Below are 26,715 nucleotides of genomic sequence, written 5' to 3' on the forward strand. Positions count from 1 at the left end.
TGGATATGCTATGACCACTGCCGCAATCGCCAATCCCGTTACCTCACGCCTTACCTCCATCGACGCCCTGCGCGGGCTAGTCATTCTGTTCATGCTGCTCGACCATGTGCGAGAAACGTTTTTCCTGCACCGTCAGGTACTCGACCCCATGGATGTGAGCAGCACTGAACCGTCGCTGTTCTTCAGTCGCACCCTGGCTCACCTGTGCGCGCCGGTATTCATCTTCCTGACCGGCCTGTCGGCATTCCTGTATGGCGAGAAGGCCAATGGCCGGGCTGCTGTCAGTGCCTTTCTGTTCAAGCGTGGGCTGTTTCTGGTCGTGCTCGAATTCACTTTGGTGAACTTCGCCTGGACCTTCCAGGTGCCGCCAACGGTGATCTACCTGCAGGTGATCTGGGCCATCGGCCTAAGCATGCTGGCGCTGTCGCTGCTGGTCTGGCTGCCGCGCGGCGTGCTGATCGTGTTGGGGCTGGTGCTGGTCTGTGGCCACAACCTGCTCGATGGCCTGCACTTCGCGGCCGACTCGGCGATGCACGTGCCATGGGCCATCCTGCATGATCGCGGCTGGCTGCAGGTGTCCGACGATCTGCGTCTGCGCACCTCCTATCCGCTGCTGCCGTGGATTGGCGTGATTGCCCTGGGTTATGCCGCCGGCTCGTGGTTCGGTCGCGCTGCGGACGCCGCAAGTCGTCAGGCCCTGCTGCTTGGCTGGGGGCTCGGTTCGCTGCTGGTGTTCGTCGTGGTTCGTGCAGGCAACGGCTACGGCGAGAAGAGCTGGGTGATGGGCAGCAACTGGCTGGAAACCCTGATGAGTATCCTCAACATCACCAAGTATCCGCCGTCGCTGGCCTTCCTTACGCTGACCCTGGGGTTGGGTCTGCTGCTGTTGCTCGCGTTCGAGCGTGCTCAGGGCAACCGCTGGCTCAAGGCGCTGACCGTGTACGGTGGTGCGCCGATGTTCTTCTACCTGCTGCACCTCTATGTGCTGAAGCTGCTGTACCTGGCTGCCGTGGCTATCTGGGGCACTAATCAGGGCGACTACTTTGGCTTCGACTCGATCGGCCCTGTATGGCTCTGTTCGATTCTGCTCGCCGTGGTGCTGTTCCCGCCGGTGCGCTGGTTCGCGGCACTCAAGGCCCGTCGTCGTGACCTGACCTGGCTGCGTTATCTCTGAACGCCGTTCATCCGCTTGTCGGAGTGGTCGAACATCGGCCGCTTTTGACCTGTCCGTTGTGAATCACAGACAGACTGGAGCTAGCGATATGTCCACATTCGATAAGCAAGGCGGCAGTAACGTGCAGGGTTGGGAACGTGCGCTTTCCATCGGCAGTGGTATCGCCATGGCTCGTGGCGGCCTGAAGCGTGGCGGCGTGCTGGGGCTGGCTCGTGCAGCGTTCGGCGGTATGCTGTTAGCACGTGGCTTGAGCGGGCATTGCAAGCTCAAAAGCGTCATGGAAGACGCCCGTTCCATGCGTCCTGACGTGGATCGCATCGCTGAAACCGTGACCCGTATCGAGAGCGAGATCGCCGAGCGGGTCAAGCCGGTTGCCAAGCAGGTTCGCGACAGCGTTTGATACGTTGAGGTACCAAATCGGCCCGCAATAGCGGGCCGGTTGCGTTTGGCTCATTAGTGGAGATGACAACATGAGCAGCGAATACAGCAGCACGGCGCCGACAGCCGCTGAAGTACAGGCGAAGCCTGGTATGACCCTCATCGAATTCGGTACCGACTGGTGCAGCCATTGCCAGGCGGCGCAGCCTTTGCTGGCCAAGGTAATGCCGGATTATCCCGAGGTCACTCACCTGAAGATCGAAGACGGCAGCGGCCGACCATTGGGGCGCGCCTTCAAGGTCAAGCTGTGGCCGACCCTGGTGTTCCTGCGTGACGGCGTCGAGGTCACTCGACTGGTTCGCCCCACCAGTGTCAGCCCACTGGAAGAAGCCCTGGAGCAGTTGGTGGGTGAGGGCTGAGCTGCACATCGCATCCCGTCACTTTTCCTGAATTTTCCCGGTATGGGTCGAGTCAACCGAACAGACCCATACTGGAGAACGTCATGAGCACACCCAAGCAGCCAGCCACACCTCGGGAGATTGATGACACTGAGGATCGCATGGGCTCGATCGAGCAGTTGGATTTCAGCGACAGTAAGGATGTGCGCGAAGGGCGCATCGGCGACCGTCGTCCAGCAGACGAGGTGCAGCACGAATATCCGGATGAGCGCGTGCGCGACGCGGGGCAGAGCGGTGGTGAAACCCTGAAAGAAGGTCGCCACGAAGACGGTGTCAGCCTCGACGACCTGAGCCCCGAGAACCTGATCGACGATACTGGCGCACACTCGCCGCGGGAACGTGGTGACGACGAGCCCGCTGACCGCGACCTGAGCATCGTCAGTGAAGGCGATATCGGCGGCGGCTCGGGCCTCGATGAAGCCGAACTGGCCAAGAAACACCCGCTCGACGGCCAGCCCTGGGATGACGAGCCGAAATCCTGAGGCCGTGTTGACCTGCATGGCCGCAATGGCCATGCACCCCCGCCACTAAATTCCCGTTGTGACCCTCTCGCCAATTTGACAGCTATGTAGTTGCAGGCTTACGTTTACGTAAAGGTCATTCAGGCGAGTCGCTCGCACCATGAGTCATTCCTACAGCATTTCCGAGCTGGCCCACGAACTCGGCGTCACCACCCGCACCATTCGTTTTTACGAGGAGCAGGGCATGCTCGCGCCCGAGCGCAAGGGGCTGGAGCGTATCTACAGCGCCCGTGACCGAGTGACGCTGATGCTGATCCTGCGCGGCAAGCGCATCGGTTTTTCCCTCGCCGAGTGCAAGGAATTGATCGACCTCTATGACCCGGCTGGCGGCAATCGCAAGCAGCTCGATCACTTTCTGGAAAAGATCGCCGAGCGCCGCGAGCATCTCGCCCGCCAGCTGCTCGACATCCAGCAGATGCAGCGTGAGTTAGATACCGCCGAACAGCGTTGTATGACTGCCATGCGGCAGATGACTGCTTCCTGAGGCCCGTTTGCCAATCGTTTAACGCATCCAACAACTACAACAATGGAGAGTCGTTACATGAGCATCACCCTGCCAGGTCTGAATTTCTTCCTCGGCGAGGAAATCGACATGCTTCGCGACGCGGTCGCCGGTTTCGCCGCGAAGGAAATCGCCCCACGGGCTGCCGAAGCCGATCGCATTGACCAGTTCCCCATGGATCTGTGGCGCAAGTTCGGCGACATGGGCCTGCTCGGTCTGACCGTCAGCGAAGAGTACGGCGGCGCCGGCATGGGCTACCTGGCGCACATGATCGCCATGGAGGAAATCTCCCGGGCCGCTGGCGGTATCGGCTTGTCCTATGGGGCCCATTCCAACCTGTGCGTGAACCAGATCAACCGCAATGGCAGCGAGGCTCAGAAGCGCCGTTTCCTGCCAGGGCTGATCAGCGGTGAACACATCGGGGCCCTGGCCATGAGCGAGCCCAATGCCGGTTCCGACGTGGTGTCGATGAAGATGCGCGCCGATCGCAAGGGCGACCGCTACGTGCTCAACGGCACCAAGATGTGGATCACCAACGGCCCGGATTGCGATGTGCTGGTGGTCTATGCAAAGACTGATTCAAGCGCTGGCGCCAAGGGCATGACCGCCTTCATCGTCGAGAAGGGCACGCCAGGCTTCAGCGTCGCGCAGAAGCTCGACAAGCTCGGCATGCGCGGTTCGCACACCGGTGAGCTGGTGTTCCAGGATGTCGAGGTGGCTGAGGAAAACGTGCTCGGTGGTGTCGGCGAAGGCGCCAGAGTGCTGATGAGCGGCCTGGATTATGAACGTGCGGTGCTCTCTGGCGGCCCGTTGGGGCTGATGCAAGCGGCGATGGACGTGGTGGTGCCCTATATCCACGACCGCAAGCAGTTCGGCCAAAGCATCGGCGAGTTCCAGCTGATTCAGGGCAAGCTGGCTGACATGTACACCACCCAGCAGGCCTGTCGCGCCTACCTCTACGCGGTCGGCCGGCAGCTCGACGCCCTGGGCAGCGGCCATGTGCGCCAGGTACGCAAGGACTGCGCCGGGGTCATCCTCTATGCAGCGGAAAAAGCCACCTGGCTGGCCGGTGAGGCGATCCAGATTCTCGGCGGCAATGGCTACATCAACGAGTATCCGGTCGGACGCCTGTGGCGTGACGCCAAACTCTACGAGATCGGCGCCGGCACCAGTGAAATTCGCCGCATGCTGATCGGACGCGAGCTGTTCAACGAAACGGCTTGATCGAACCCCACGTTTCAGGTGCCCTTCAGTCGGAGCCGTGCCATGGCAATATTGCACACGCAACTGAACACCCGTTCCGCCGAGTACGCCGCTAACCGTGAGGCGATGCTGGCTCAGGTCGATGAGCTGCACGGCTTGCTCGCCCGCACCCGCGAAGGCGGCGGTGCCAAGGTGCAGGAACGACACCGCTCGCGCGGCAAACTGCTGCCGCGCGAGCGCATCGACTGGCTGCTCGATCCAGGCTCGCCGTTTCTGGAAATCGGCCAGCTCGCCGCTTATCAGGTCTACGACGAAGAGGTTGCCGCCGCCGGGGTGATCGCCGGAATTGGCCGTGTCGAAGGTGTCGAATGCATGATCATCGCCAACGACGCCACGGTGAAGGGCGGCAGCTATTACCCGCTGACCGTGAAGAAGCATCTGCGCGCCCAGGCCATCGCCAGCCAGAACCGCCTGCCGTGCATCTACCTGGTGGATTCCGGTGGCGCCAACCTGCCGCGTCAGGACGAGGTGTTTCCTGATCGCGAGCACTTCGGCCGCATTTTCTTCAACCAGGCCAACATGAGCGCCCAGGGCATCGCTCAGATCGCCGTGGTGATGGGTTCGTGCACCGCCGGTGGCGCCTACGTGCCGGCGATGAGCGACGAGACCATCATGGTGCGCGAACAGGCGACCATCTTTCTCGCCGGCCCGCCTCTGGTGAAGGCAGCCACCGGTGAAGTGGTCAGCGCCGAGGAACTCGGTGGCGCCGACGTACACTGCAAGACCAGTGGCGTGGCCGACCACTATGCGGAAAACGACCCGCACGCGCTTGCCCTGGCACGCCGCTGCATTGCCAACCTCAACTGGCGCAAGCTCGGTGAAGTTCAGGCGCGGCAGCCCATCGCGCCGCGCTACGCCGCCGATGAGCTGTACGGCATCATTCCCGCCGACCCGAAACAACCTTTCGATGTACGAGAAGTGATCGCGCGGATCGTCGATGACTCGCAGCTCGATGAATTCAAGGCGCTGTTCGGTACCACCCTGGTCTGTGGTTTCGCCCACCTCAACGGCTATCCCATCGCCATCCTGGCCAACAACGGCATCCTCTTCGCCGAAGCTGCGCAGAAAGGTGCGCACTTCATTGAATTGGCCTGCCAGCGCGGCATCCCGCTGCTGTTCCTGCAGAACATCACCGGCTTCATGGTCGGCAAGAAATACGAAGAGGGCGGCATCGCCAAACACGGCGCCAAGCTGGTCACTGCGGTGGCCTGCGCCCGGGTGCCCAAGTTCACGGTGATCATCGGCGGCAGCTTCGGCGCCGGCAACTACGGCATGTGTGGCCGTGCCTACGACCCGCGTTTTCTGTGGATGTGGCCCAATGCGCGGATCGGCGTGATGGGCGCACAGCAGGCTGCCGGGGTATTGGTGCAGGTCAAGCACGAGCAGGCGCAGCGCGCCGGTCAGGTGTTTTCCGCCGAGGACGAGCAGCGCCTCAAGCAGCCTATCGTCGAGCAGTACGAGCGCCAGGCCCACGCCTTTTACTCCAGTGCGCGGCTGTGGGACGACGGTGTGATCGACCCGGCGCAGACTCGCGAAGTGCTGGCGCTGGCGATTTCCGCCAGCCTCAACGCGCCCATCGAGCCGACACGCTTCGGCGTGTTCCGCATGTAGCCCCGGCCGAGGACAGACTGATGACCGATTTCAGCAGCATTGAATTGCACACCGACCCGCGCGGGGTCGCCACCCTGTGGCTGAACCGCCCGGACAAGCACAACGCCTTCAATGCCGAGATGATTGAGGAGCTGATCCAGGCACTGCGCCAGGTAGCGGCTGACGACAGCCTGCGGTTTCTCGTCCTGCGTGGCCAGGGGCGGCATTTCTCCGCCGGCGCTGATCTGGGCTGGATGCAGGCTTCGGCGCAGCTCGACTACGCCAGCAACCTGCGAGACGCCCACCAACTCGGTGAGTTGATGAGCCTGCTCTACCACTTGCCGTGTCCGACGCTGGCCGTGGTGCAGGGCGCCGCGTTCGGCGGTGCGGTCGGGCTGACGGCCTGCTGCGACATCGCCATCGGTGCCAGCGAGGCATCGTTCAGCCTTTCCGAGGTGCGCATCGGCCTGGTTCCCGCGGTGATCAGCCCTTACGTGGTGCAGGCCATCGGCGAGCGCGCCACCCGGCGCTACGCGCTCAGTGCCGAGCGCTTCAGTGGTGAGCGTGCTCGGGAGCTGGGCCTGCTCGCCGAGTGTTATCCCGCCGCCGAGCTGGAGGGCGAGGTCGAACAATGGATCGCCAACCTGCTGCTCAACAGCCCGCAGGCGATGCGCGAGAGCAAGGCGCTGTTGCACGGCGTCGGCAGCGGTGTGCTCAGTGACGCCCTGCGCCAGCGTACCGAGAGCGTGATCGCCGGCATTCGCGTCAGTGAAGAAGGGCAGGAAGGCCTCAACGCCTTTCTGCAGAAACGCCCACCCGCCTGGCAGGCCCAGTCATGAAAACCATCGACACGCTTCTGATCGCCAACCGCGGCGAGATCGCTTGCCGGGTGATGCGCACCGCCAAAGCCCTCGGGATGACCACGGTGGCAGTTCACAGCGCCATCGACCACAGCGCCCGGCACGTGCGCGAGGCGGATCTCGCCATCGACCTCGGCGGCGCCAAACCGAGTGACAGCTACCTGCTGATGGACAGGATCATCGAAGCTGCGCAGGCCAGCGGCGCGCAGGCCGTTCATCCCGGTTATGGCTTCCTGTCTGAGAACGCCAGCTTTGCCCGTAAGCTCGAAGCAGCCGGTTTGATCTTTCTAGGCCCGCCGGCCAGCGCCATCGATGCCATGGGCAGCAAGTCCGCGGCCAAGGCGCTGATGGAGGAGGCCGGTGTGCCGCTGGTGCCGGGCTACCATGGCGACGCACAGGATCTGGAGACCTTCCGCGCCGCTTCCGCGCGCATCGGCTATCCGGTGTTGCTCAAGGCGACTGCCGGCGGCGGTGGCAAGGGCATGAAGGTGGTGGAGAGCGAAGGCCAACTGGCCGAGGCCCTGGCGTCGGCGCAGCGTGAAGCGCAGTCGGCATTCGGTGACGGGCGCATGCTGGTCGAGAAATATGTGCTGCAGCCGCGCCATGTGGAGATCCAGGTATTTGCCGATCAGCACGGCAATTGCCTGTACCTCAACGAGCGTGACTGCTCGATCCAGCGGCGTCATCAGAAAGTGGTCGAAGAAGCCCCCGCGCCGGGCCTGTCGCCGGAACTGCGGCGGGCCATGGGCGAGTCCGCCGTACGCGCGGCGCAGGCTATCGGCTATGTCGGCGCCGGTACCGTGGAGTTTCTCCTCGATGCCCGGGGCGAATTTTTCTTCATGGAGATGAACACTCGCCTGCAGGTCGAGCACCCGGTGACCGAAGCGATCACCGGTCTCGATCTGGTGGCCTGGCAGATCCGTGTGGCGCGTGGTGAGCCGCTGCCGATCCGTCAGGATCAGGTGCCCCTCGACGGCCATGCCATCGAGGTGCGCCTGTACGCCGAAGATCCTGAAGGCGGCTTCCTGCCGGCCAGTGGGCATCTCGACCTGTACCGCGAACCGGCAGCCGGACCGGGGCGCCGGGTCGACAGCGGGGTGGAGCAGGGCGATGAAGTATCGCCGTTCTACGACCCGATGCTGGCCAAGTTGATCGCCTGGGGCGAGAACCGTGAAGAGGCCCGCCAGCGCCTGCTGGCCATGCTGGGGGAAACGGTGGTTGGTGGTTTCAAGACCAACCTGGCATTCCTGCAGCGCATTCTGGCGAATCCCGCGTTTGCTGCAGCGGAGTTGGATACCGGCTTTATCGAGCGTCACCAGGCGCAGCTGCTGCCGCCAAATAAAGAGCTGCCGGAAGCGTTCTGGCAGCAGGCTGGCGCGGCCTTCCTGGCCACCGATGCCGAGCGGCAGCGGGCGGACGATCCGCATTCGCCCTGGGCGGCACGCAGTGCCTGGCGCAACGGTTTGCCGGCCGAGGTGCATATGACTCTGGTGTGCGGCGATGTAAGCCGTAGCCTGGTGCTTCAGGCGCGTTCCGCCAGCGCAGTACGCCATTCACAGGTCGTGCGCCAGGGAGACACGCTTTACCTGCGCTGGGGCGTGGAGTGGCTGGCGGTGCGCCGTTTCGATCCGATTACCGCTGCCGCGGTGGGCAACGCACATCAAGGTGGGCTCACCGCACCCATGAACGGCAGCATCGTTCGTGTGCTGGTCGAGCCGGGTCAGCAGGTCGAGGCGGGCGCTGCACTGGTGGTGCTGGAAGCCATGAAGATGGAGCACAGCATTCGGGCGCCCGAGGCGGGCACGATCAAGACAATCCATTGCGTCGAGGGCGATTTGATTGGCGAGGGCTCGGTACTGGTCGAACTGGAGGCACAGCCATGAGCCTGCCCAGTCATGTGCGCCTGGTGGAAGTGGGCCCGCGGGACGGCCTGCAGAACGAGAAGCAGCCGATCAGCGTGGCTGACAAGGTGCGCCTGGTCGACGACCTGAGCGCTGCCGGGCTCCGCTATATAGAAGTCGGCAGTTTCGTGTCGCCCAAATGGGTGCCGCAGATGGCCGGCAGTGCTGAGGTATTCGCGGGCATCGATCAGCGGCCCGGTATTACCTACGCGGCGTTGACCCCAAACTTGAAAGGGCTGGAAGCGGCAATCGAGGCTGGGGTGAGAGAAGTGGCGGTGTTCGCGGCGGCGTCTGAATCCTTCTCGCAGCGCAACATCAACTGCTCGATTGCCGAGAGCCTGTTGCGCTTTCAGCCGTTGATGGACATGGCCCAGCAGCACGGCATCCGCGTGCGCGGCTACGTGTCGTGCGTGCTGGGCTGTCCCTATGACGGCGCCATCTCGGCCCATCAGGTCGCCGCCGTCTCCCGGGAACTGCAGGCCATGGGCTGCCATGAAATCTCCCTGGGCGACACCATTGGCGTCGGCACCGCTGGCGGAGTGCGGCAATTGATAGAGGTGGTAGCTCGCGACGTGCCACGCGAGCAACTGGCCGGGCACTTTCACGATACCTACGGCCAGGCGCTGGCCAATATCTACGCCAGCCTGCTGGAAGGCGTTGCGGTGTTCGACAGTTCGGTCGCCGGGCTGGGCGGCTGCCCCTATGCCAAGGGGGCGACCGGCAACGTCGCCAGCGAAGACGTGCTCTATCTGCTGCAGGGCCTGGGCATCGAAACCGGCATCGATCTGTCGCGGTTGATCGACGCCGGACTGCGTATCAGCAGGGTATTGGGGCGCGACTCTGCTTCACGGGTGGCGAGGGCATATGCAAGCAGTCAGTGATGCCAATTTGCTCGGTCTGGCAGTGAACTTCCCCCTGGAAAAAAACTCATACCGGCTAGTCAGTTACACCGCTGCCTTGGCAAATCGGCGCGGCGAACTGAACGATCCGGTCAGCTTTCTGCTTCATCTCGCCATTTCCCGCAAGGCATGCGTGATCTGCCTGGATAAATCACAGCAACGCGGCTTGCGTTGCTATACCCACACCCCCTAAGCTCGCGCTTTTACTCGATTGCCCTAGGGCGTAGCGAACAAGGAATCAGCATGAAACAGCATCGTTTGGCAGCAGCGATCGCCCTGGTGGGCCTGGTGCTCGCCGGTTGTGATTCGCAAACCAGCGAAGTTAAACTGGAAAGCCCGGCTCAGAAGGCCTCCTACGGCATTGGCCTGAACATGGGCAAAAGCCTGGCTCAGGAAGGCATGGATGATCTGGATCCCAATGCTGTTGCTCAAGGCATCGAAGACGCCATTGGCAAGAAAGAGCAGCGCCTGAAAGATGAAGAGCTGGTTGAAGCCTTCGCTGCTCTGCAAAAGCGTGCCGAAGAGCGCATGACCAAAATGAACGAGGAAGCGGCCCAGGCCGGCAAGAAATTCCTCGAAGAGAACGGTAAGCGTGACGGCGTCACCACCACCGCTTCGGGTCTGCAGTACGAAGTGGTCAAGAAGGCCGACGGCGCTCAGCCCAAGGCTGATGACGTGGTCACAGTTCACTACGAAGGCAAGCTCACCGACGGCACCGTGTTCGACAGCTCCGTCGAGCGTGGCACTCCGATCGACCTGCCGGTTGGCGGCGTGATTCCGGGTTGGGTCGAAGGCCTGCAACTGATGCACGTCGGCGAGAAGTACAAACTGTACATCCCGGCCGAACTCGCCTATGGCGCCCAGAGCCCGAGCCCGGCCATTCCGGCCAACTCGGTACTGGTGTTCGACCTGGAGCTGATCGCCATCAAGGATCAGGCTGCTCAGGAACAAGCTGCACCTGAGGCTGCTCCCGCTCAGTAAGCTCAGCCTGTTCAAAGCAACGCCCCGTTCTACGGGGCGTTGTCGTTTCTGGGGCTTTTGCCTAGCCGCAAAGCGCGCTGAATGCAACCACTGCGTTACGGTTATGCACACTGCGACAAAGGTTCTTATTTACTTGGTCAGGTTTTTTACGAAATCTTTTGATTTTTTTAACTAATTGATTTAACAGGATTTTATCCGCTGGATAAAAAATGTCCGATCTGTGGCGAGGCCGCATGGCAAGGGCGTTTGGTAAGCTAATCCCATAACTGTTCACAAGGTTATCCACAGCTATGGTGGATAACCACAGACAGCCCAGCGAACACGCGGGCTGACGAGGAGTGGTCATGAAAGCACCGTGGAATTTTGCCCGTTACCTGCCCATCGCACAGCGTTTCCTGAAGCGCGGTCGCTTGCCGGCATTGCTACTGGCAGTGACCCGTAAAAGCAGCGGAGGAGGCCGCAGCCTGTCTTCGTTGAGGGGCGATCTGAGCCTGCTGCAGGAGTTATGTGTGGCCTGGTGGCGGGGCAGCTATCGGGCGATCAACCCGCAGGCGCTGCTCGCCATCGTGGCCGGCTTGCTGTACTTCGTGTCGCCGCTGGACGCCATCCCAGACTTCATTCCCGGCCTGGGCCTGGTGGACGACCTGGCCGTGCTCGCCTGGGTCATGAAAACCTGGGGCAGCGAGCTGGACGCCTTCCGCACCTGGCGCGATGCCCAGGATCGCGAAACCCGCGACGCCATCGCCAAACTGCCGGTAGCCGAGCGGGTGACCTGAGCGGGCAGTCACCCGAATTTGCACTGAGTGGCGTTAGTGACCGTCAGGCCGCGAAACCACCGTCGATGGTCAGCGCCGTTCCCGTCACTAGCCCGGCTTCGGCACCCGCCAGCCAGGCCACCATGCTGGCGATCTCATCGCTACGGGCGTGTCGCTTGATCGCCATGAAGCTGTGCATCAGCTCGTTCAGTGGGCCGTCGGCCGGGTTCATCTCGGTATCGGTCGGGCCTGGCTGCACGACGTTGACGGTGATGTCACGCGCGCCGAAATCCCTTGCCAGTCCCTTGACCATGCCACTCAATGCGGCCTTGCTGGCGCCATAGGCGGCCATGCCCGGCATCGCTGCGCGGTCGGCGATGTTCGAACCGATCAAGATGATCCGGCCGCCGGCTGACATCTGCCGCGCCGCACTGACCGCTGCATGGTAGGGCGCGTTGATATTGATGGTGAAGAGCTGGTCGATGGCTTGGGCATCCAGCTCCAGCGGGTCGCCCGCGACGAACACGCCGGCGTTGACTACCAGCACGTCGATGGCGCCGAGGCTGTCGATCAGGGCAGTCAGGGCGGCACGATCAGCACTGTTCACTTGCTCGGCGCGGCTCCCTGTTTCTTCTACCAGCTGCTTTGCCGGTGCCGCCGAGTTAGCGTAGGTGAAGGTTACCTGCGCGCCATCGCTGGCGAAGCGGCGCACGATGGCGGCACCGATACCGCGGCTGCCGCCGAGAACCAGAACGGATTTGCGATCTGAATGGGACATGATGGTTATCTCCTGATTGGCTAAGGTGGATGATCAGTGTCCGGCGACGACCGCGTCGCTACGTCGTTGCCCGGACGGGAAGCCGTGGCGGCTGGCCGCCGAGGCGATCCATAGGGCGATCAGCAGCAGAGCCAGCATCACCCAAGGGAAGGCGCCGACGCCGAACTGGCCGAGCAGCACGCCGCCGGTCAGCCCCGCACCAGCGATGGCGCTGTTCCAGATCACCACGTTCATCGACATCGCCACGTCGGCGCCAGGGCCGGCGGCGTCGGCCAGTGCGGTTTGCAGCAGGGTGGCCGCCCCCCGAAAGTCAGCCCCCAGACGAACACGCCGATGTACAGCACAGCGATCGATTCGGCGTACAGGCCGAACAGCAGGGCGACCAGGGCGAAGGTGGCAAGGCTGGTGAGTACTGCCTGGCGCAGATGGCGATCGACCAGCCGGCCGGTAATCCAGATACCCGCCAGGGCGGCGACGCCAAAGGTCAGCAGGACGACATCGAGCTGATTACCCAGCCCGGCGGGCGCGACGAAGGGGGCGATGTAGGTGTAGAGCATGTTGTGGGCGAGCATCCAGGTCAGCACTACGGCGAGAACGGGGCGCACACCGGGCGTCAGCAGTACCGAACGCAGGGCAATGCGCTGGGTTCGCGGTTGCCCGGGGTAGTCCGGCACCTTGACGAGCACCCAGACGATCAGCCCAATGCTGAGCAGGGACATCAGCCCGAACGCGGTGCGCCAGCCCACCAGGCCGCCGAGCCAGGTGCCGATCGGTACGCCCAGGGAAAGGGCGATGGGCGTGCCCACCATGGCCAAGGCCAGGGCTCGGCCCTGCTGGTGCGGAGCGACCATGCGCCGGGCGTAACCGGCGATCAGGCTCCAGGCCAGCCCGGCGGCCATGCCGGCGAAGAAGCGCGCGACCAGTGTCAGTACATAGTCCGATGACCAGGCGGTGATCGAGTTGAACACTAGAAAACCGATGATCGACAGCAGCAACACATTGCGCCGCCGCCAGCCCTGGGTGGCGATGGTCAGTGGGATCGCGGCCAGCAGCGAACCCATGGCATAGAGGGTGACCAGTTGTCCTGCCAGTGCGGGCGAAACACCGAGCCCGGCGCTGATTTCTGGGAGCAGGCCAGCCGGCAGGGTTTCGGTGAGGATGCAGATGAAGCCCGTCATCGCCAGCGCCAGTAGCGCTGAAACGGGAAGCGAATCGGTTTTTGGGGAATCGGTCATGGGCTGCTTCTCATATGTGTATCGAACGGTACAAATGTAGGGCGATGTAGATCCATGGTCAACGACTTTTGTATCGACTAGTATTTATGTCATCAGGCAGGAGGACGGGACATGGCACAGATGGGGCGCCCACGCACATTCGACCGCGATGCGGCAATCGTTCAGGCGATGCACCTTTTCTGGGAGCATGGCTATCAGGCTACATCCCTGAGCCAGCTCAAAGCCGGGATCGGTGGTGGTATCTCAGCACCCAGTTTCTATGCAGCCTTCGGTTCCAAGGAGGCGCTGTTCGATGAGGTGGTTGAGCGGTACATGGGCACTCACGGGCGGGTTACCGAGAGTCTCTTCGACAGCGATCTGTCGGCACGCGATGCCGTCGAGCTGACGCTGCGCCGCTCGGCCAGCATGCAATGCGAGACGGGGCATCCGCGAGGCTGCATGGTGGCCCTGGGGGTGATCGGGGTATGCACGCCGGAGCAGGAGACGACGGTGCTGAGCGAAGTTCGCGATCGCACGCGCAAGGGATTACGTGCCTGTATCGAGCGGGCAATCGCCGACGGTGAGCTGGCGGCCGATACCGATGTCCAGGCACTGACGTCGGCGTTCGACAGCTTTTTGCTGGGGCTTTCTACCCTGGCCCGCGACGGCATCGAACATGCGGCGCTCGATGCTGCGGTCGGTCAGATCATGAAACTGTGGGACGGCTGCCGCCGCTAGCGCCGACCACCGTTGGGCTGTGAGCCCTGTCCGTTACTCGATGGTGCGGTCTATGCGGGCGATCTCCCGCACCGACAGCGCTCGCCAGTCATCCTCGGCAATGCCGTGATCCTCCAGAGCGGAGTCCATTGCCTCCTCCAATGACAGCCAGAGGTGGTCACCTTCGGACTGGCCGCTGGCGTAGTCGGTATAGCGAATTTCCAGGTACACCACGTCGTCATCCTCGCAGAGCAGGGCGAAAAGCACGATGGCCGTGACTTCCGGGCGCTGCGAGCAGGTTTTGCGGCATTCGGCGAACAGATAGTGGAGGGTCGGGAAATCGTTCATGGGCAGATTCGTCGGGATGGAGCCTGATCGTATCGCGAACTGGCCCCGAAATGGCAGGCCCGGCAGAAGACGGGCCTCGCCGTTCAATCCCGCTCGAGCAGCAGTGCCACGCCCTGGCCACCGCCGATGCACAGGGTGGCCAGACCTTTTTTGGCGTCACGCTTGAGCATCTCGTGCAGCAGGGTAACCAGCACGCGGCAACCGGAGGCGCCAATCGGGTGGCCGAGGGCGATGGCACCGCCATTGACGTTGACCTTGCTGGCATCCCAGCCGAGTTCTTTCCCCACCGAAAGCGCCTGGGCAGCAAAGGCTTCGTTGGCCTCGATCAGGTCGAGCTGATCGAAGGACCAGCCGGCCTTGTCCAGGCTACGGCGGGTGGCCGATACCGGGCCGATGCCCATGATCGCCGGGTCGACGCCGGCGTTGGCGTACGCCTTGATCTGTGCCAGCACCGGCAGGCCCAGACTCTGCGCTTTGCTCGCGCTCATCAGCAGCACCGCAGCTGCGCCGTCATTGAGGCTCGAGGCGTTGCCGGCAGTGACGCTGCCGTCTTTCTTGAAGGCCGGTTTCAGCTTGGCCAGGGTTTCTGCCGTGGTGCCCGCGCGGGGCTGCTCGTCGGTGGCGAAAGTGACGGGATCGCCTTTGCGCTGGGGAATCAGGATCGGGGTGATCTCGTCGGCGAAACGCCCTGACTCGATGGCTGCCACGGCTTTCTGCTGGGAGGCTGCCGCGAAGGCATCCTGGGCCTCACGGCTGATGGCGTACTTGTCCACCAGGTTCTCGGCGGTGATGCCCATGTGGTAATCGTTGAAGGCATCCCACAGGCCGTCGCTGATCATGCTGTCGATCAGTTGCCCATGGCCCATGCGCAGACCGGTGCGCGCCTTGGGCAGTACATAGGGCGCCAGGCTCATGTTTTCCATGCCACCGGCGATGATCACCTCGGCGTCGCCGCAGCGAATCGCCTGGGCACCGAGATGTAGCGCCTTGAGGCCGGAGCCGCAGACCTTGTTGAGCGTCAGGGCCGGCACGGCATGGGGCAGGCCGGCAGCGATGGCCGCCTGGCGAGCGGTGTTCTGCCCGGCACCAGCGGTAAGCACGTGGCCGAGGATCACTTCATCGACCTGATTGCCATCCAGGCCGGTCTGCTCGAGCAGGCGACGGATCACCGCCGCGCCCATTTCGGTGGCCGGAACATCCGCCAGCGCCCCCTGGAAACTGCCAATGGCGGTACGGGTGGCGGCGACGATGACGACATCTTGCATGGGGTTCTCCTGGCCGTGATGGGACGGATATTGTTATTGGCTGGGTACGATCCTGACGCCGGGTCGACCGGCATGCAAGTCCAGGATTTTCGATCGGATAGATCAGCAATGCTGTATGCCTGGCCGCAAGGCGGCGTGATAGATTCCTGGCCTCGTCAACAGCCTACCGATGGAGTTTTGCCATGCCCGAATCCCGTGCGACGGTTACCACCGAACATGCCGTGCGTTGCGTGACCCGCTTGTGCCGGCACTGGAGCCACAAGTTTCAGGTGAGCTTCGACGAGACCCGTGGCGAGATCTTCTTCGACCCGGCGCGTTGCACCCTGACGGTAGTGGAGGGCGGTTTGGACGTGCTCATCGAGGCGCCGGACGCGGCCACGCTGGAGCAGCTGGAGCCCGTGGTGGCCGATCACATGCAGCGCATGGTCGCCGGAGAAACGCTGCAGATCAGCTGGCGGCGTTGAATGGCAGTGGGGCACCATCGCCGAGCGAGCTGTTAGACTAAGCGGCTTTGAACGCTATCCAGGATCGTCAATGGATCGTCCCGTATTTCGTCGCTCCTTCCTTCACCCACGCTTCTGGCCGTTGTGGCTGGGGCTTGGGCTGTTATGGCTGATCGTGCAACTGCCCTATGGCGCCTTGCTGCGTCTGGGGCGTGGCCTGGGCTGGTTGATGTACCGGGTGGCCGGTTCCCGGCGGCGTATCGCCACGCGTAACCTGCAACTGTGCTTTCCACAGATGTCCGCCGCCGAGCGCGAGCGACTGCTGAAGGAAAATTTCGCCTCCACCGGTATCGCCTTTTTCGAGATGGCCATGAGCTGGTGGTGGCCGCGGGAGAAGCTCGCGCGGCTGGCGCACATCGAAGGCATCGAACACCTGCAGCAGGCCCAGGCCCAAGGGCAGGGCGTGATCCTCATGGCGATACATTTCACCACCCTGGAGATCGGCGCCGCGTTGCTCGGCCAGGTGCACACCATCGACGGCATGTACCGCGAGCATCGCAATCCGCTGTTCGACTTCGTGCAGCGACGCGGGCGCGAGCGTCACAATCTGGATGCCACCGCCATTGAGCGTGAAGACGTGCGCGCCATGATCAAGGTGCTGCGTGGCGGCCGGGCGATCTGGTACGCGCCGGATCAGGATTACGGTCCCAAGCAGAGCCTGTTCGCGCCGCTGTTCGGCGTGCAGGCCGCGACGGTCACTGCGACCACCAAGTTCGCCCGCCTGGGCCGCGCCATCGTGCTGCCGTTCACCCAGCAGCGTTTGCCGGACGGCCAGGGCTATCGCCTGACCATTCACCCGCCGCTCGCAGACTTTCCCGGCGAGACCGAGGAAGCCGATTGCCTGCGCGTCAACGCCTGGGTCGAGGAGGCCATCGCCACCTGTCCTACGCAGTATTTGTGGGCGCACCGCCGGTTCAAGACCCGTCCACCAGGCGAGCCCAAGCTCTACTAACAACCTCGAATTGGAATCGACCTGATGACGCAGGATGCCCGCAGCGAGCCGTCCACCACTGGCCTCATTCTCTCCGGTGGTGGCGCTCGCGCTGCCTATCAGGTCGGCGTGCTGTCGGCGATTGCCGATCTGCTGCCTGATTCGTCAGGCAATCCGTTTCCGGTCATCGTCGGCACCTCGGCCGGAGCCATCAATGCGGTCAGCCTGGCCTGCGGTGCTCTGCATTTCCGCGAGGCGGTGCGCCGGCTGAGCACCGTGTGGCGCAGCTTTCACACCGATCAGGTGTATCGCAGTGACTGGCCTGGGGTATTGCGGCAGGCTAGCCGTTTCGTCGGCCACAGCATGCTCGGCATGGGCAAGCAGGTGCCGGTGGCGCTGCTCGACAGTTCGCCGCTGGCCGGGTTGCTCGAACGCGAGCTGGACTTCTCCGGTATCGCTGCCGCGATACGTCATCGCCAGTTGCGTGCGGTGGCCGTCACGGCCTTCGGTTACGAGTCGGCCCAGGCGGTGACTTTCTATCAGGGGCGGGCGGCCATCGATCCCTGGTTCCGCCACCGTCGTGTCGGCGTACCGACCCGTCTGGCGCTGCCCCATCTGCTGGCCAGTACCGCCATTCCGCTGATCTTCGAGCCCGTGAAGATCAACCGCGAGTATTTCGGTGATGGCGCAGTGCGGCAGATGGCACCGATCAGCCCAGCGTTGCACCTTGGCGCCACCCGGGTGCTGGTGGTGGGGGTGAGTGGCAACCCGGTGGGCGACCATGCCAACGCCGGCGCAGCGGCTCCGCGGCCTGCCGGCAGCATGCCCAGCCTGGCGCAGATCGCTGGGCACATGCTCAACAGCACCTTCATCGATAATGTCGAGAGCGATGTCGAGCTACTGGGGCGCCTCAACCAGTTGGGCAGGCTGGTGCCCGCCGAGCAGCGCAGTCGTACCTATGGCCTGACGCCGGTCGAGGTATTGGTGATTTCTCCCAGCCAGCCACTGGACGTGATCGCCGCCCGCCATCGCCGCGAAATGCCCGCCGCGTTGCGCCTGTTCCTGCGCGGCCCCGGCGCGACACGCGACGGCGGTGGCGGAGTGTTGAGCTACCTGCTGTTCGAGCCCGGCTACTGCAGCGAGCTGATCGAGCTGGGCTACCAGGACGCCATGGCCAAGAAGGCCGAGCTCCAAGCCTTTTTGGGCTTGCTACCCGAAGGGGAGCAGGCGGTTTCCACCTCGTAGCCTGGATTAGCCGAAGGCGTAATCCGGGGCGCAAACTCCCGGGTATCGCTTCGCTCAACCACGGGCTACGGTCTGCTTTCCTTCAGTCACGTTGCCTGGGTTGGGCCTGCGATACTCATGAGCGGATTCCCGGGTGTCGCTTCGCTCGACCCGGGCTACGTTTGATTTTCACCCCCGCGCCATCCATCAGCCGAAGCGCTGCATCTGCATTTCCTGCAGCCGGCTCAGGGTGCGGCGGAAGGCGAAGGACAGGTAGCCTTCGGTGTACAGCGCTTCAAGGGCCACTTCGGCTTCCAGATACAGCGGCACGCGGCGGTCGTAGCACTCATCCACCAGGGCAATGAAACGGCGCACGGCGTTGTCGTGGATCGACAGGGCCGGCAGATGACGGTCACCGGCCACCACCCGCTCGGCGGCATCTTCGGTGCCGCGGGCGATCTTCGCAGGGCGCTGCTGAGCACTGAGGGCTGGCACGTCACCCAGCACAATGGCCGTGAAACGGTCGCACAGCAGGATGAAGTCCTGGGCGGCGAGAGGCTCCACGCAAAGTTGATCGAAGCTGCAATGCAGTACCTTGTCGCTGTGACGCTGCACGCCAATCAATCGGTGGTTGATGGCCAATGCTTCGTGGCTGGCGGTTTCGCCGCCACTCAACGGATCGAACAGCGCGGGCAGGGCGCTGGGCTGGCCCGGCTCGCGAACCCAGTAGCGCTGGCAGTGCTGGCCTGGGTGCTGACGATGATCCTGGCTGCCATCCACGGCGACCACCTGCATGTGTCGCTGCAGCGCGGCTATCGCCGGCAGGAAGCGCTCGCGATTGTGGCCACCGGCGTACAACTGATCCGGCGGCTGGTTGGACGTGGCCACCAGCACCACACCCTCATTGAACAGCGAGCCGAACAGGCGACCAAGGAGGATCGCGTCGCCGATGTCGCTGACGAACAGTTCATCGAAGCACAGCACACGAATCTCCGCACCCAGCTCGCGAGCCAGCACCGCGAGGGGCTCGGCGGTGCCACTCAACTCGAACAGGCGACGGTGCACCCAGCGCATGAAATGGTGGAAGTGCTGACGCCGCGCTGGAACCTGCAGCGAGTGGTAGAAGCTGTCCATCAGCCAGGTCTTGCCACGCCCCACCGGGCCCCACAGATAGACACCTGGTGGCGTTTGCGCTGGCGCTGCGTGCAGCGCCTCATGGCAGACCTGGAGCAGGTGCGCGGCCTGCAACTGGGCGTCATCGGCAACGAAGCCCTGATGCTCGACGGCATTCAGGTAAAGCTGCAGAGGCGAGTGTTCCGCTGCTGGCATGCTCACTCCTCGGGGGCCTGGAACAGGTCTTCTATGCGCGACTCGAACAGCCGGGCGATCTTGAAGGCGAGGGGCAGGCTGGGGTCGTAACGGCCGGTCTCGATGGCGTTGATGGTCTGCCGCGAGACGCCCAGCTTCGCGCCGAGATCAGCCTGTGACCAGCCTCGCTCGTTGCGCCGTTCGCGTACATGGTTGATCACCGGTAGCGTCTCCAGGCGATCACCGAACCCAGTGCCCACAGGGAGGCCAGTACCGGCCACACGAAGAACATCGACAGGCGCGGGAAGCCGGCAGTCTCCAGAAAGCCGTAGCTGAAGGTGATCAGGGCGGTACCCACGAAGGCCATGGCCAACGCTTCCAGATGGATGGCGCGGGCCAGCTCATCGAGCTGACGAACCTGGCGAATCACCGTGATGGCGACGGCGATAAGCGGGGCAATGGGAATCAGCGCGCACAGGGTACGCAGCGCTCCATCCGTAACCGTACCGAGCAACAGGCTGCTGCTGATCACCGCGATTACATAGGCAACCATCGCCAGGGCGAAGTGGACGAGAAAACGGTTCTGGCTCATGACGCATTCCTGATATGGAAAGTAAGCTTTACATTAGCGGCGGTCTTTTCGTGAGTCAAGTTCGCTTTACATTTTGCTGTGAGGCTGGCGCGGTTTCGCTTAGCATGGGGGACGATTGGCAAGATGAACCGAGCATGCAGCCACGCAAGATTCGCCTGAGTGACGTTGACGCCTTTCATGAGCTGTTCAGCCAGGTGGCGGCGGAAGGCTTGTACTCGATACGCCCCATAGCACCGCCCAAAGCCGTCATCGCCCGCGCCCTGGAGCGGGCGGACGACAACGGCTGGGCGGTCTATGTGATCGAGCATGAAGGACGCATCGTCGCCACCGCCGAAGCCTACCCGGACAGCTACTGCCGGCCCGAGGGCGATGCGACCGTGGGCATCCTCGGCATGCAGGTGCATGCCAATTGGCGACGCCAGGGGCTGGGTAGGCGCCTGCTGGAAAGGGTCATCGAGCATTGCCGGGAACAGGGCATGCGCTGCATCGAATTGAACGTGTTCAAGTCCAATCACGCAGCCCTGGCCCTTTATCGGCTATACGGTTTCGTCTGGGTCGAAGACTTGCCGACCTGCCAGCTACCGGCCGGGCACCGTGATCAGCCGCAGCGTATGCGTCTTGTACTCACGGAGCCTTTGGTGGGCTGAAGCCCACCCTACCGGAGACACCGCCGTGGGGTGGGCCGGGCGGCGTTCCGCTTCAGCCCACCAGCGGTCAACATTCGCTAGCCATGACGAGCACCGTTTCATTCACCCACCCGCCACGTTCAGGGCTTGCTGAATAGTGTGGTGGTCATGTGATCGATGAACACGCGGAGCTTGGGCAGCGCGTATTTGCTGTTGGGCCAGAGCATCCAGAACGCACCGCCATGTTCCATGTGATCAGTCAGCACCGGTCGCAGGCGGCCAGCGGCAATGTCCTCGGCGATCAGAAAGTCCGGCAGGCAGGCGATTCCCAGGCCGGAACGGGTGACCCGCAGCAGGCTGTCGAGGGTATTGCAGATCACCCGTTGTTTGAGCGCGCTCTCCAGATCCGCATTGGCGCCGCGCAGCGGCCAGCGATCAAGTTTGCCGCTGGCGTGGAAGCGGTACATCAGGCAGGCATGTTCGAGCAGGTCCGCCGGTTGTTGGGGCGTGCCGTGGCTGTGCAGATAATCCGGGCTGGCCACCAGTTGCTGCGCAAAGCTGCCGAGTTGCCGGGCGGTCAGCCGCGAGTCCTGCATGGGGCCGGTGCGGATCACTGCATCGAAGCCTTCTTCGAAGACGTCCACCATGCGGTTGGAGAGGTCGATATCCAGTTCGATCTGCGGATAGCGCTGCATGAAGTCGATCAGCACCGGCATGACCAGTTCTCCGACACGCGGCATGCTGATGCGCAAGCGCCCACTGGGCCCCTGTGCCGCGCTACTGAGCTCCAGTTGCGCGGCTTCCAGTTCGCACAGCACGCGCCGGCAGCGTTCGAGAAAGCGCTGCCCCTCGGCCGTCAGCGTCATGCTGCGGGTGCTGCGGTGAAATAGGCGGATGCCCAGTCGCTGCTCCAGGCGGGCGATGCTCTTGCCGACCGCCGAAGAGGAAATGCCGAGCAGTCGGCCGCTTTCGGTAAAGCTGCGGGTGTTGGCCACCTGCACGAACACGCCGATACCGCTGAGGTTGTCCATCCTGGATTCCGTCATGGGCCCAGACTGCAAGGGCGTTGGATTGAGGACAGAAGTGTCCGCTAAGTTGCGAACCTTAGCCTGTTTTTCTCAAGCGCGCCGCTGCCTAACCTGCTGCTCGGTTCGATTGGCCGCTTTCCGCTGCGCCGAGACCGTTACGGGCGATTCTCCATGTACACAGACGAACATTCTCTGCCTGCAAGCCAGGTAGTTACCGAGCGCGAGCGCTTGCCCCTAAACGGTTTGCTGGTGCTGGCGGGGGCTGGCTTCATCACCATCCTTACCGAGGCACTGCCAGCCGGATTGTTACCGCAACTGAGCGCGGATCTGGGCGTCAGCCAGGCCATGGTTGGGCAGATGGTCACGCTCTACGCGCTAGGTTCCCTGCTGGCGGCCATACCGCTGGTGATGTTGACCCGATACTGGCGGCGGCGACCGCTGCTGCTGATCGCCATCGGCGGGTTCGCGGTCGTCAATCTTGTCACCGCGCTGTCCAGCCATTATCCGCTGACGCTGGTCGCGCGGTTTTTCGCCGGGGTGTTTGCCGGTCTGCTGTGGGCGCTGGTCGCCGGGTACGCGGCGCGTATGGTGGCACCCCATCTTCAGGGGCGGGCCATTGCGGTGGCCATGGTCGGTACGCCGTTGGCGCTATCGCTCGGCGTGCCGGCAGGCACCTTTCTCGGCAATACGTTCGGCTGGCGTTACACCTTCGTGCTGATGAGTCTGCTGACCTTGATTCTACTGGCCTGGGGGCGCATCAGCCTGCCGGACTTTCCTGGGCAGCGCAGTGCCAGTCCGCTGCCGATTGGGCGGGTGTTGCGCCTGCCCGGTGTGCGCCCGGTGCTGTTCGTCATCCTCATCTATGTGCTGGCTCACAACCTGTTCTACACCTATATCGCCGCGTTTCTGGCTCCACTCGGCATGCTCGCGGAAGTGGATCGGGTGCTGCTGGCGTTTGGTCTGGCAGCGCTGCTGGGCATCTGGCTGACCGGCATGCTGATCGACCGCTGGTTGCGGTTGCTGAGCCTGATGAGTGCGGTTGTGCTGGCGCTGGCTTGCGTGATGCTGGCTGTGAACGACTCTTCTTCGATGCTGATTTATGCCGGAGTGGCCGCCTGGGGCCTGGCGTTCGGCGGTGTTCCCACGCTGTTTCAGACCGCCTCGATTCGCGCAGCGGGCGACGATGCCGATGTTGCGCAATCGATGTGCGTGACCGCCTGGAATCTCGGCATTGCCGGGGGCGGGTTATGCGGTGGCGTGTTCCTGCAGAGCCTGGGGGCCGCAGCACTGCCATGGGGAACCGCTGGTTTGGCGTTGCTGGCATGGCTGATCATATTCATGGCCCGCGAGCACGGCTTTGCTCGCGCCGGTTAGGCACACGAGGATCGTCAGACGTTCGGCTCTGCCAGGGCCTGCTGATACACAGCCAGATCACTGGCGGAAAAGCAGCAGAACGTTACGTCGTCGATACCCCGATGATCGGCCAGTTCGGCCAGTTCGGCCCGTACGGTAGTGACGGCGATCTGTGCCGCCTGGTCGATCGGGTAGCCGTAGATGCCGGTACTGATACTGGGGAACGCGATGCTGCTCAGGCCTTTTTCGGCCGCCAGGCGCAGCGCGTTGCGGTAGCAGGACGCGAGCAGCTGCGCTTCGCCCTGACTGCCGGAGCGCCAGACCGGGCCGACCGTATGGATGATGAAGCGGGCGTGCAGACGGTAACCCCTGGTCAGTTTGGCTTCACCGGTCTTGCAGCCACCGAGTAGCCGACACTCGTGCAGCAGCTCGCTGCCGGCGGCGCGATGGATCGCCCCATCGACGCCGCCGCCACCGAGCAGCGAGGAGTTGGCCGCGTTGACGATGGCATCCACGTCCAGTCTGGTGATGTCGCCCTGCAGAGCGGTGAGGGTAGCGGGCATGGCCGGGTTCTCTGATCGAGCTTGGAATGCTGGTGACAGGGCGTGGCTCACCAGAGCAGCGGCTTGCTCTGGCCTTTCCAGAACAGCCAGCGCTGCCGTTCCTGATGCTCGCCGGTACCGATCTGCCAGGCGGGGCGACCGGCGTCCAGATCGATCAGGCAGACGAAACCGGCATAGCTGGACACGGCCAGGGTATTGCCGTCGTCCGACAGATCCATGGCACAGATGGTCGAGCCGATGAAATGCTGCCAGCGCTCGTTGCCCTGTTCGTCGAAGGCCCGCAGATAGCCGTAGGCATCTCCGACGATGAAGGTATCGCCACGGGAGACACCGGCGTACACCCGCGCACCGTCCTGCACGACCGGAGTGCGTTCATCGTCGCTGTAGAAGTCGGTCTGCATGCCGAGCAGGTCGGCCACGGCGACGCTCAGGGTCGCGCCGTTGTAGAAATGGCAGGCATTGAGTATCAGGCGGTCACTGCGGCCATTGAACAGGGCGAAATGCGGATACTCGCCTGCCGGGCCTACTTCGGCGACCTGTTGCAGGGCGCTGTCGAACACCAGATGACTGCCACATTGCTCGCCCACCGCGATCCAGCGGCCATCCGCTGATACGGCGCCGTGCTCCATGGACAGCCCCAGAACGATGTCGTCGGCGGGGGTGCCTTTGTGCAGGTCGTCGCAGATATCCGCCGGGCGCGGCAGCAGGCGCGTGGTTGCCTCCCTGGCGAGCACGAAGATGCCATCCGAACTGACCAGCAGCACACGCTGACCATCCGGAAAGGGAATCAGCGCGGTCGGCGTTGGAGGGTGTTCCAGAGGCTCGAGTCCGGCGTCCTCAGGCAAGCCTTCCAGCCCCGTGGGCCAGGCGAACTGGGCGACCTGCGGGCCGGCCCAGCCATCGTGCACGCTGATGCCCGATGCCCTGGCAAAGGCGAAATAACGGCGTGCCGGGCAGCGTCCGAAAAAGTCGATGCCGATCACGTCGTGCCACTGGTTGCCGTGAATATGCACCAGGCGTCCACGCTCGTAGGCGCTGCCGACGCGGGCCAGCAGGCTGCCGTCGTCGAGAAGGGCGAGGGCGCTTATCGCCTGGGCCTGCTCATCCAGCAGGGGCACCAGTGGCAGATGGGCTGGTGGCCAGTCGTTACGGAAGTTGGCGTGGCTGGCGTCATCCGCACTCGTCTCATTGGCGGCCTGCAGCGCCTCCAGTAGGGCCGGCAGCAAGTGCTCGGTCGCTGCCAGTTGCGGTTCTTTCAAACCGTCCCAGCCTTGGCTGAGACCCTGTTCGACATAGCGATTGACCTGCCGAGCATAGTCGAGCACGGCGGCTTGCCATTGCTGTTGGGGGGTTAAAGTCTTCATAGAGCGCTCCTTCGACGCCGTTGCTCAGGGCAGAATTTCAATCGGTGTGCCGGGCTCGACGGCCTCCCAGATGGTTTCCATCGAGGCATCGTCAACGGCGATGCAGCCATTGGTCCAGTCGAATCGCTGGGTCAGCCATGACCACCAGCCCCAGCCGTTGCGTTGGCCGTGGATCATGATCAGGCCACCGGGATCCACACCGCGCGAGCGCGCATTCGCCACGTCCGCAGCGTTCGGATAGGACACATGGATGGCCTTGTAGTAACCCGAGTCGGCTTTCTTGTAATCCAGGGTATAGCGTCCTTCCGGGGTGCGCTCATCGCCTTCCTGCTGTTTGTGGCCATCGGGATTGGCACCGAACACCACATCGAACGTCGCGAAAGGTTTGCCCTCGGCAATCAGTTGCAGGGTGCGCGCGCTCTTGTCGACGCGCACGGCATCGGCCTTGGGTGTGGCGAGAACTGTGCCACAGCACAGCAGCAGACAGAGAAGCAGAACAGGTTTCATGGGGGCCTGCGGTGAATTGGGGAGGGTCATTCTCGCGTTGCCGGAGGGTTTTGCGCGCTAATCCAGTCAGCAGTCTAGCTGGCCAGGAATCTGCAGGGCGCCAACTGCATCGCGTTCGCGCCAAGGTAGAGCGTAGTGGCAGGTATTCGTTCCAGGCGGACGCCGTAACACTGCAGGTCTTGTTGTTAGCATGGAGTGTGCTTATCGCTAGCAACATTCCGTCTTGAGCACTGCAGCGGCCCATTCGGCCTAGGCGTTACCCATCCTGGTCATCAGCCGGCGGCGATTTAGACAGCGCTAGCGAATCAGGTCGCCATGGCGTATTTACCCAACCCATGGGCTGGCGGATAATGCGTCAGTCGTAGCGTTCGCGACGGGCCATCAGGGCTCGTCAACGTGGGATCAGAGGACAAGATGGCTGCGAAGACCGTCACCAGCAAGCAAGCCGAAGTGCAGCGCATCGTCGATGTATTGTTCAAGGCCATCGCTCAGCATCGCTTGCCGCCAGGGACGCGCCTGATCGAAGCGCAGATCGTCGAAACCCTGCAGGCCAATCGCAACCATGTGCAGGCGGCGTTGCAGCGCCTGGCGTTGCAGCGCGTCGTCACCATCGAGCCGAACCGCGGCGCGATGGTCGCTCAGCCCAGCGCCAAGGAGGCGCGCGAAGTCTTCGCTGCACGGCGCGCCATCGAGCGGGCCATCGTCGAAAACATCACGCCGGCGATCATGCACAAGCAGCGTCAGCGAGTGGCCACGCACATGAGCAACGAGCGCAAGGCCACCAGCGCTACCGACCGCCGCGCCATCGTTCGCGAGCTGAGCGAGTTTCACCTGATGCTCGGCGAGATCAGCGGCAATTCGGTGCTCAGCGAGATCCTCGCCAACCTGATGGTGCGCAGCTCACTGATCGTCGCCCTCTACCAGCGCAATGACGTACCGTCCTGCGCATCGGACGAGCATCAGCAAATCATCACCGCCCTGGAGAACGGCGACCATGAGCGGGCGGCTGCGGTGATGCTCGAGCACCTGGGCGAGCTCGAAGACCAGCTGGATCTGGACGATCAGGCCGAGCCCGAGGTCAATCTGCGTCAGGCCCTGGCAGGGCTGTAACG

The 26,715-nt window shown here is 63.3% G+C and carries 30 protein-coding genes and 1 pseudogene; 20 read left to right on the forward strand and 11 right to left on the reverse strand.

Translation table 11 applies throughout. The features are described from left to right. Window positions 1-10 precede the first annotated feature (10 nt). From ACZ0AI_RS02505 to ACZ0AI_RS02565, 13 genes are all read left to right on the forward strand, one after another. The gene (locus ACZ0AI_RS02505; protein ID WP_463564415.1) at window positions 11-1,174 is read left to right on the forward strand and encodes an acetyltransferase domain-containing protein; all 1,164 of its coding nucleotides are present in this window, start codon (window positions 11-13) and stop codon (window positions 1,172-1,174) included. Window positions 1,175-1,262: 88 nt separating this feature from the next. Further along, window positions 1,263-1,574: a YgaP family membrane protein gene (locus ACZ0AI_RS02510; protein ID WP_463564416.1), complete on the forward strand. Its 312-nt coding sequence runs from the start codon at window positions 1,263-1,265 to the stop codon at window positions 1,572-1,574. Between the two features lie 70 nt (window positions 1,575-1,644). Then, complete coding sequence (locus ACZ0AI_RS02515) at window positions 1,645-1,971, forward strand: thioredoxin family protein (RefSeq protein ID WP_225831392.1); 327 nt, start codon at window positions 1,645-1,647, stop codon at window positions 1,969-1,971. An 83-nt stretch (window positions 1,972-2,054) separates the two neighbouring features. Beyond that, the gene (locus tag ACZ0AI_RS02520) at window positions 2,055-2,492 is read left to right on the forward strand and encodes a phosphotransferase system, HPr-related protein (protein ID WP_463564417.1); all 438 of its coding nucleotides are present in this window, start codon (window positions 2,055-2,057) and stop codon (window positions 2,490-2,492) included. Between the two features lie 139 nt (window positions 2,493-2,631). After that, entirely contained in the window at window positions 2,632-3,015 is a 384-nt protein-coding gene (locus ACZ0AI_RS02525; RefSeq protein WP_463564418.1) for a MerR family transcriptional regulator, read from the forward strand. A gap of 63 nt (window positions 3,016-3,078) precedes the next feature. Next, window positions 3,079-4,257 (forward strand): isovaleryl-CoA dehydrogenase, encoded by a 1,179-nt coding sequence (locus ACZ0AI_RS02530; RefSeq protein ID WP_463566039.1) that lies wholly within the window; start codon window positions 3,079-3,081, stop codon window positions 4,255-4,257. A gap of 42 nt (window positions 4,258-4,299) precedes the next feature. Next, window positions 4,300-5,907 (forward strand): carboxyl transferase domain-containing protein, encoded by a 1,608-nt coding sequence (locus ACZ0AI_RS02535; protein WP_463564419.1) that lies wholly within the window; start codon window positions 4,300-4,302, stop codon window positions 5,905-5,907. A 20-nt stretch (window positions 5,908-5,927) separates the two neighbouring features. Beyond that, window positions 5,928-6,725 carry a gamma-carboxygeranoyl-CoA hydratase gene (locus ACZ0AI_RS02540; protein ID WP_463564420.1) on the forward strand — a complete coding sequence of 266 codons (798 nt, stop codon included), beginning with the start codon at window positions 5,928-5,930 and terminating at the stop codon, window positions 6,723-6,725. After that, window positions 6,722-8,629, forward strand: coding sequence for an acetyl-CoA carboxylase biotin carboxylase subunit (locus ACZ0AI_RS02545; RefSeq protein ID WP_463569939.1), 1,908 nt, complete (start codon window positions 6,722-6,724; stop codon window positions 8,627-8,629). Before ACZ0AI_RS02540 ends, ACZ0AI_RS02545 begins: the two co-directional genes overlap by 4 nt. Next, a complete protein-coding gene (locus ACZ0AI_RS02550; protein WP_463564422.1) occupies window positions 8,626-9,528 on the forward strand; it encodes a hydroxymethylglutaryl-CoA lyase in 903 nt (300 codons plus the stop codon). The genes ACZ0AI_RS02545 and ACZ0AI_RS02550 overlap by 4 nt, the downstream gene beginning before the upstream one ends. After that, entirely contained in the window at window positions 9,512-9,739 is a 228-nt protein-coding gene (locus tag ACZ0AI_RS02555) for a hypothetical protein (protein ID WP_463564423.1), read from the forward strand. Before ACZ0AI_RS02550 ends, ACZ0AI_RS02555 begins: the two co-directional genes overlap by 17 nt. Window positions 9,740-9,789: 50 nt before the next feature. Then, window positions 9,790-10,527 carry an FKBP-type peptidyl-prolyl cis-trans isomerase gene (locus tag ACZ0AI_RS02560; protein ID WP_463564424.1) on the forward strand — a complete coding sequence of 246 codons (738 nt, stop codon included), beginning with the start codon at window positions 9,790-9,792 and terminating at the stop codon, window positions 10,525-10,527. Between the two features lie 344 nt (window positions 10,528-10,871). Then, on the forward strand, window positions 10,872-11,303 hold the full coding sequence (locus tag ACZ0AI_RS02565; protein WP_179537733.1) for a YkvA family protein: 432 nt from the start codon (window positions 10,872-10,874) through the stop codon (window positions 11,301-11,303). A 43-nt stretch (window positions 11,304-11,346) separates the two neighbouring features. Here ACZ0AI_RS02565 and bdcA read toward each other — a convergent pair whose 3' ends face one another. Together bdcA and ACZ0AI_RS02575 are read right to left on the reverse strand one after the other, a co-directional pair. Continuing rightward, complete coding sequence (bdcA, locus tag ACZ0AI_RS02570) at window positions 11,347-12,060, reverse strand: SDR family oxidoreductase (RefSeq protein ID WP_463564425.1); 714 nt, start codon at window positions 12,058-12,060, stop codon at window positions 11,347-11,349. A 33-nt stretch (window positions 12,061-12,093) separates the two neighbouring features. After that, window positions 12,094-13,295, reverse strand: a pseudogene (locus tag ACZ0AI_RS02575) (MFS transporter). 111 nt (window positions 13,296-13,406) lie between these two features. Here ACZ0AI_RS02575 and ACZ0AI_RS02580 point away from each other — a divergent pair. Next, the gene (locus ACZ0AI_RS02580; protein WP_463564426.1) at window positions 13,407-14,012 is read left to right on the forward strand and encodes a TetR/AcrR family transcriptional regulator; all 606 of its coding nucleotides are present in this window, start codon (window positions 13,407-13,409) and stop codon (window positions 14,010-14,012) included. A gap of 33 nt (window positions 14,013-14,045) precedes the next feature. On the opposite strand, the gene ACZ0AI_RS02585 is transcribed toward ACZ0AI_RS02580, so the two are convergent. Continuing rightward, window positions 14,046-14,339, reverse strand: coding sequence for a hypothetical protein (locus ACZ0AI_RS02585; protein ID WP_463564427.1), 294 nt, complete (start codon window positions 14,337-14,339; stop codon window positions 14,046-14,048). An 83-nt stretch (window positions 14,340-14,422) separates the two neighbouring features. Further along, on the reverse strand, window positions 14,423-15,604 hold the full coding sequence (locus ACZ0AI_RS02590) for an acetyl-CoA C-acetyltransferase (RefSeq protein WP_463564428.1): 1,182 nt from the start codon (window positions 15,602-15,604) through the stop codon (window positions 14,423-14,425). A gap of 182 nt (window positions 15,605-15,786) precedes the next feature. Here ACZ0AI_RS02590 and ACZ0AI_RS02595 point away from each other — a divergent pair, with 182 nt between their 5' ends. From ACZ0AI_RS02595 to ACZ0AI_RS02605, 3 genes are all read left to right on the forward strand, one after another. Further along, complete coding sequence (locus ACZ0AI_RS02595) at window positions 15,787-16,068, forward strand: DUF2218 domain-containing protein (protein ID WP_463564429.1); 282 nt, start codon at window positions 15,787-15,789, stop codon at window positions 16,066-16,068. Window positions 16,069-16,138: 70 nt separating this feature from the next. Next, the gene (locus ACZ0AI_RS02600) at window positions 16,139-17,059 is read left to right on the forward strand and encodes a lipid A biosynthesis lauroyl acyltransferase (RefSeq protein WP_463564430.1); all 921 of its coding nucleotides are present in this window, start codon (window positions 16,139-16,141) and stop codon (window positions 17,057-17,059) included. Between the two features lie 24 nt (window positions 17,060-17,083). Further along, complete coding sequence (locus tag ACZ0AI_RS02605; RefSeq protein ID WP_463564431.1) at window positions 17,084-18,283, forward strand: patatin-like phospholipase family protein; 1,200 nt, start codon at window positions 17,084-17,086, stop codon at window positions 18,281-18,283. Between the two features lie 186 nt (window positions 18,284-18,469). Here ACZ0AI_RS02605 and zapE read toward each other — a convergent pair whose 3' ends face one another. From zapE to ACZ0AI_RS02620, 3 genes are read right to left on the reverse strand one after another with little or no spacing between them, the layout of a single operon-like run. After that, window positions 18,470-19,591, reverse strand: coding sequence for a cell division protein ZapE (gene zapE, locus ACZ0AI_RS02610; RefSeq protein WP_463564432.1), 1,122 nt, complete (start codon window positions 19,589-19,591; stop codon window positions 18,470-18,472). 2 nt (window positions 19,592-19,593) lie between these two features. Next, window positions 19,594-19,791 carry a helix-turn-helix transcriptional regulator gene (locus ACZ0AI_RS02615; RefSeq protein WP_225831417.1) on the reverse strand — a complete coding sequence of 66 codons (198 nt, stop codon included), beginning with the start codon at window positions 19,789-19,791 and terminating at the stop codon, window positions 19,594-19,596. After that, a complete protein-coding gene (locus tag ACZ0AI_RS02620; RefSeq protein WP_463564433.1) occupies window positions 19,788-20,162 on the reverse strand; it encodes a hypothetical protein in 375 nt (124 codons plus the stop codon). Before ACZ0AI_RS02620 ends, ACZ0AI_RS02615 begins: the two co-directional genes overlap by 4 nt. Window positions 20,163-20,296: 134 nt before the next feature. Here ACZ0AI_RS02620 and ACZ0AI_RS02625 point away from each other — a divergent pair, with 134 nt between their 5' ends. Next, window positions 20,297-20,809: a GNAT family N-acetyltransferase gene (locus tag ACZ0AI_RS02625; RefSeq protein WP_463564434.1), complete on the forward strand. Its 513-nt coding sequence runs from the start codon at window positions 20,297-20,299 to the stop codon at window positions 20,807-20,809. Between the two features lie 119 nt (window positions 20,810-20,928). On the opposite strand, the gene ACZ0AI_RS02630 is transcribed toward ACZ0AI_RS02625, so the two are convergent. Beyond that, window positions 20,929-21,819, reverse strand: coding sequence for a LysR family transcriptional regulator (locus tag ACZ0AI_RS02630; protein WP_463564435.1), 891 nt, complete (start codon window positions 21,817-21,819; stop codon window positions 20,929-20,931). Window positions 21,820-21,987: 168 nt separating this feature from the next. Here ACZ0AI_RS02630 and ACZ0AI_RS02635 point away from each other — a divergent pair, with 168 nt between their 5' ends. Further along, window positions 21,988-23,190, forward strand: coding sequence for an MFS transporter (locus ACZ0AI_RS02635; protein ID WP_463564436.1), 1,203 nt, complete (start codon window positions 21,988-21,990; stop codon window positions 23,188-23,190). 14 nt (window positions 23,191-23,204) lie between these two features. Here the strand turns inward: ACZ0AI_RS02635 and ACZ0AI_RS02640 are convergent, their stop codons facing one another. From ACZ0AI_RS02640 to ACZ0AI_RS02650, 3 genes are read right to left on the reverse strand one after another with little or no spacing between them, the layout of a single operon-like run. Then, the gene (locus tag ACZ0AI_RS02640; protein ID WP_463564437.1) at window positions 23,205-23,732 is read right to left on the reverse strand and encodes an O-acetyl-ADP-ribose deacetylase; all 528 of its coding nucleotides are present in this window, start codon (window positions 23,730-23,732) and stop codon (window positions 23,205-23,207) included. Window positions 23,733-23,779: 47 nt separating this feature from the next. Continuing rightward, entirely contained in the window at window positions 23,780-25,096 is a 1,317-nt protein-coding gene (locus ACZ0AI_RS02645; protein ID WP_463564438.1) for a WD40 repeat domain-containing protein, read from the reverse strand. A gap of 24 nt (window positions 25,097-25,120) precedes the next feature. Beyond that, entirely contained in the window at window positions 25,121-25,603 is a 483-nt protein-coding gene (locus tag ACZ0AI_RS02650; protein WP_463564439.1) for a L,D-transpeptidase family protein, read from the reverse strand. A gap of 414 nt (window positions 25,604-26,017) precedes the next feature. Between ACZ0AI_RS02650 and ACZ0AI_RS02655 the strand changes: the two genes are divergently transcribed. Then, entirely contained in the window at window positions 26,018-26,713 is a 696-nt protein-coding gene (locus tag ACZ0AI_RS02655; protein ID WP_463564440.1) for a GntR family transcriptional regulator, read from the forward strand. Window positions 26,714-26,715: the final 2 nt, after the last annotated feature.

The sequence above is a fragment of the Pseudomonas sp. AC355 genome (genome assembly GCF_979258205.1).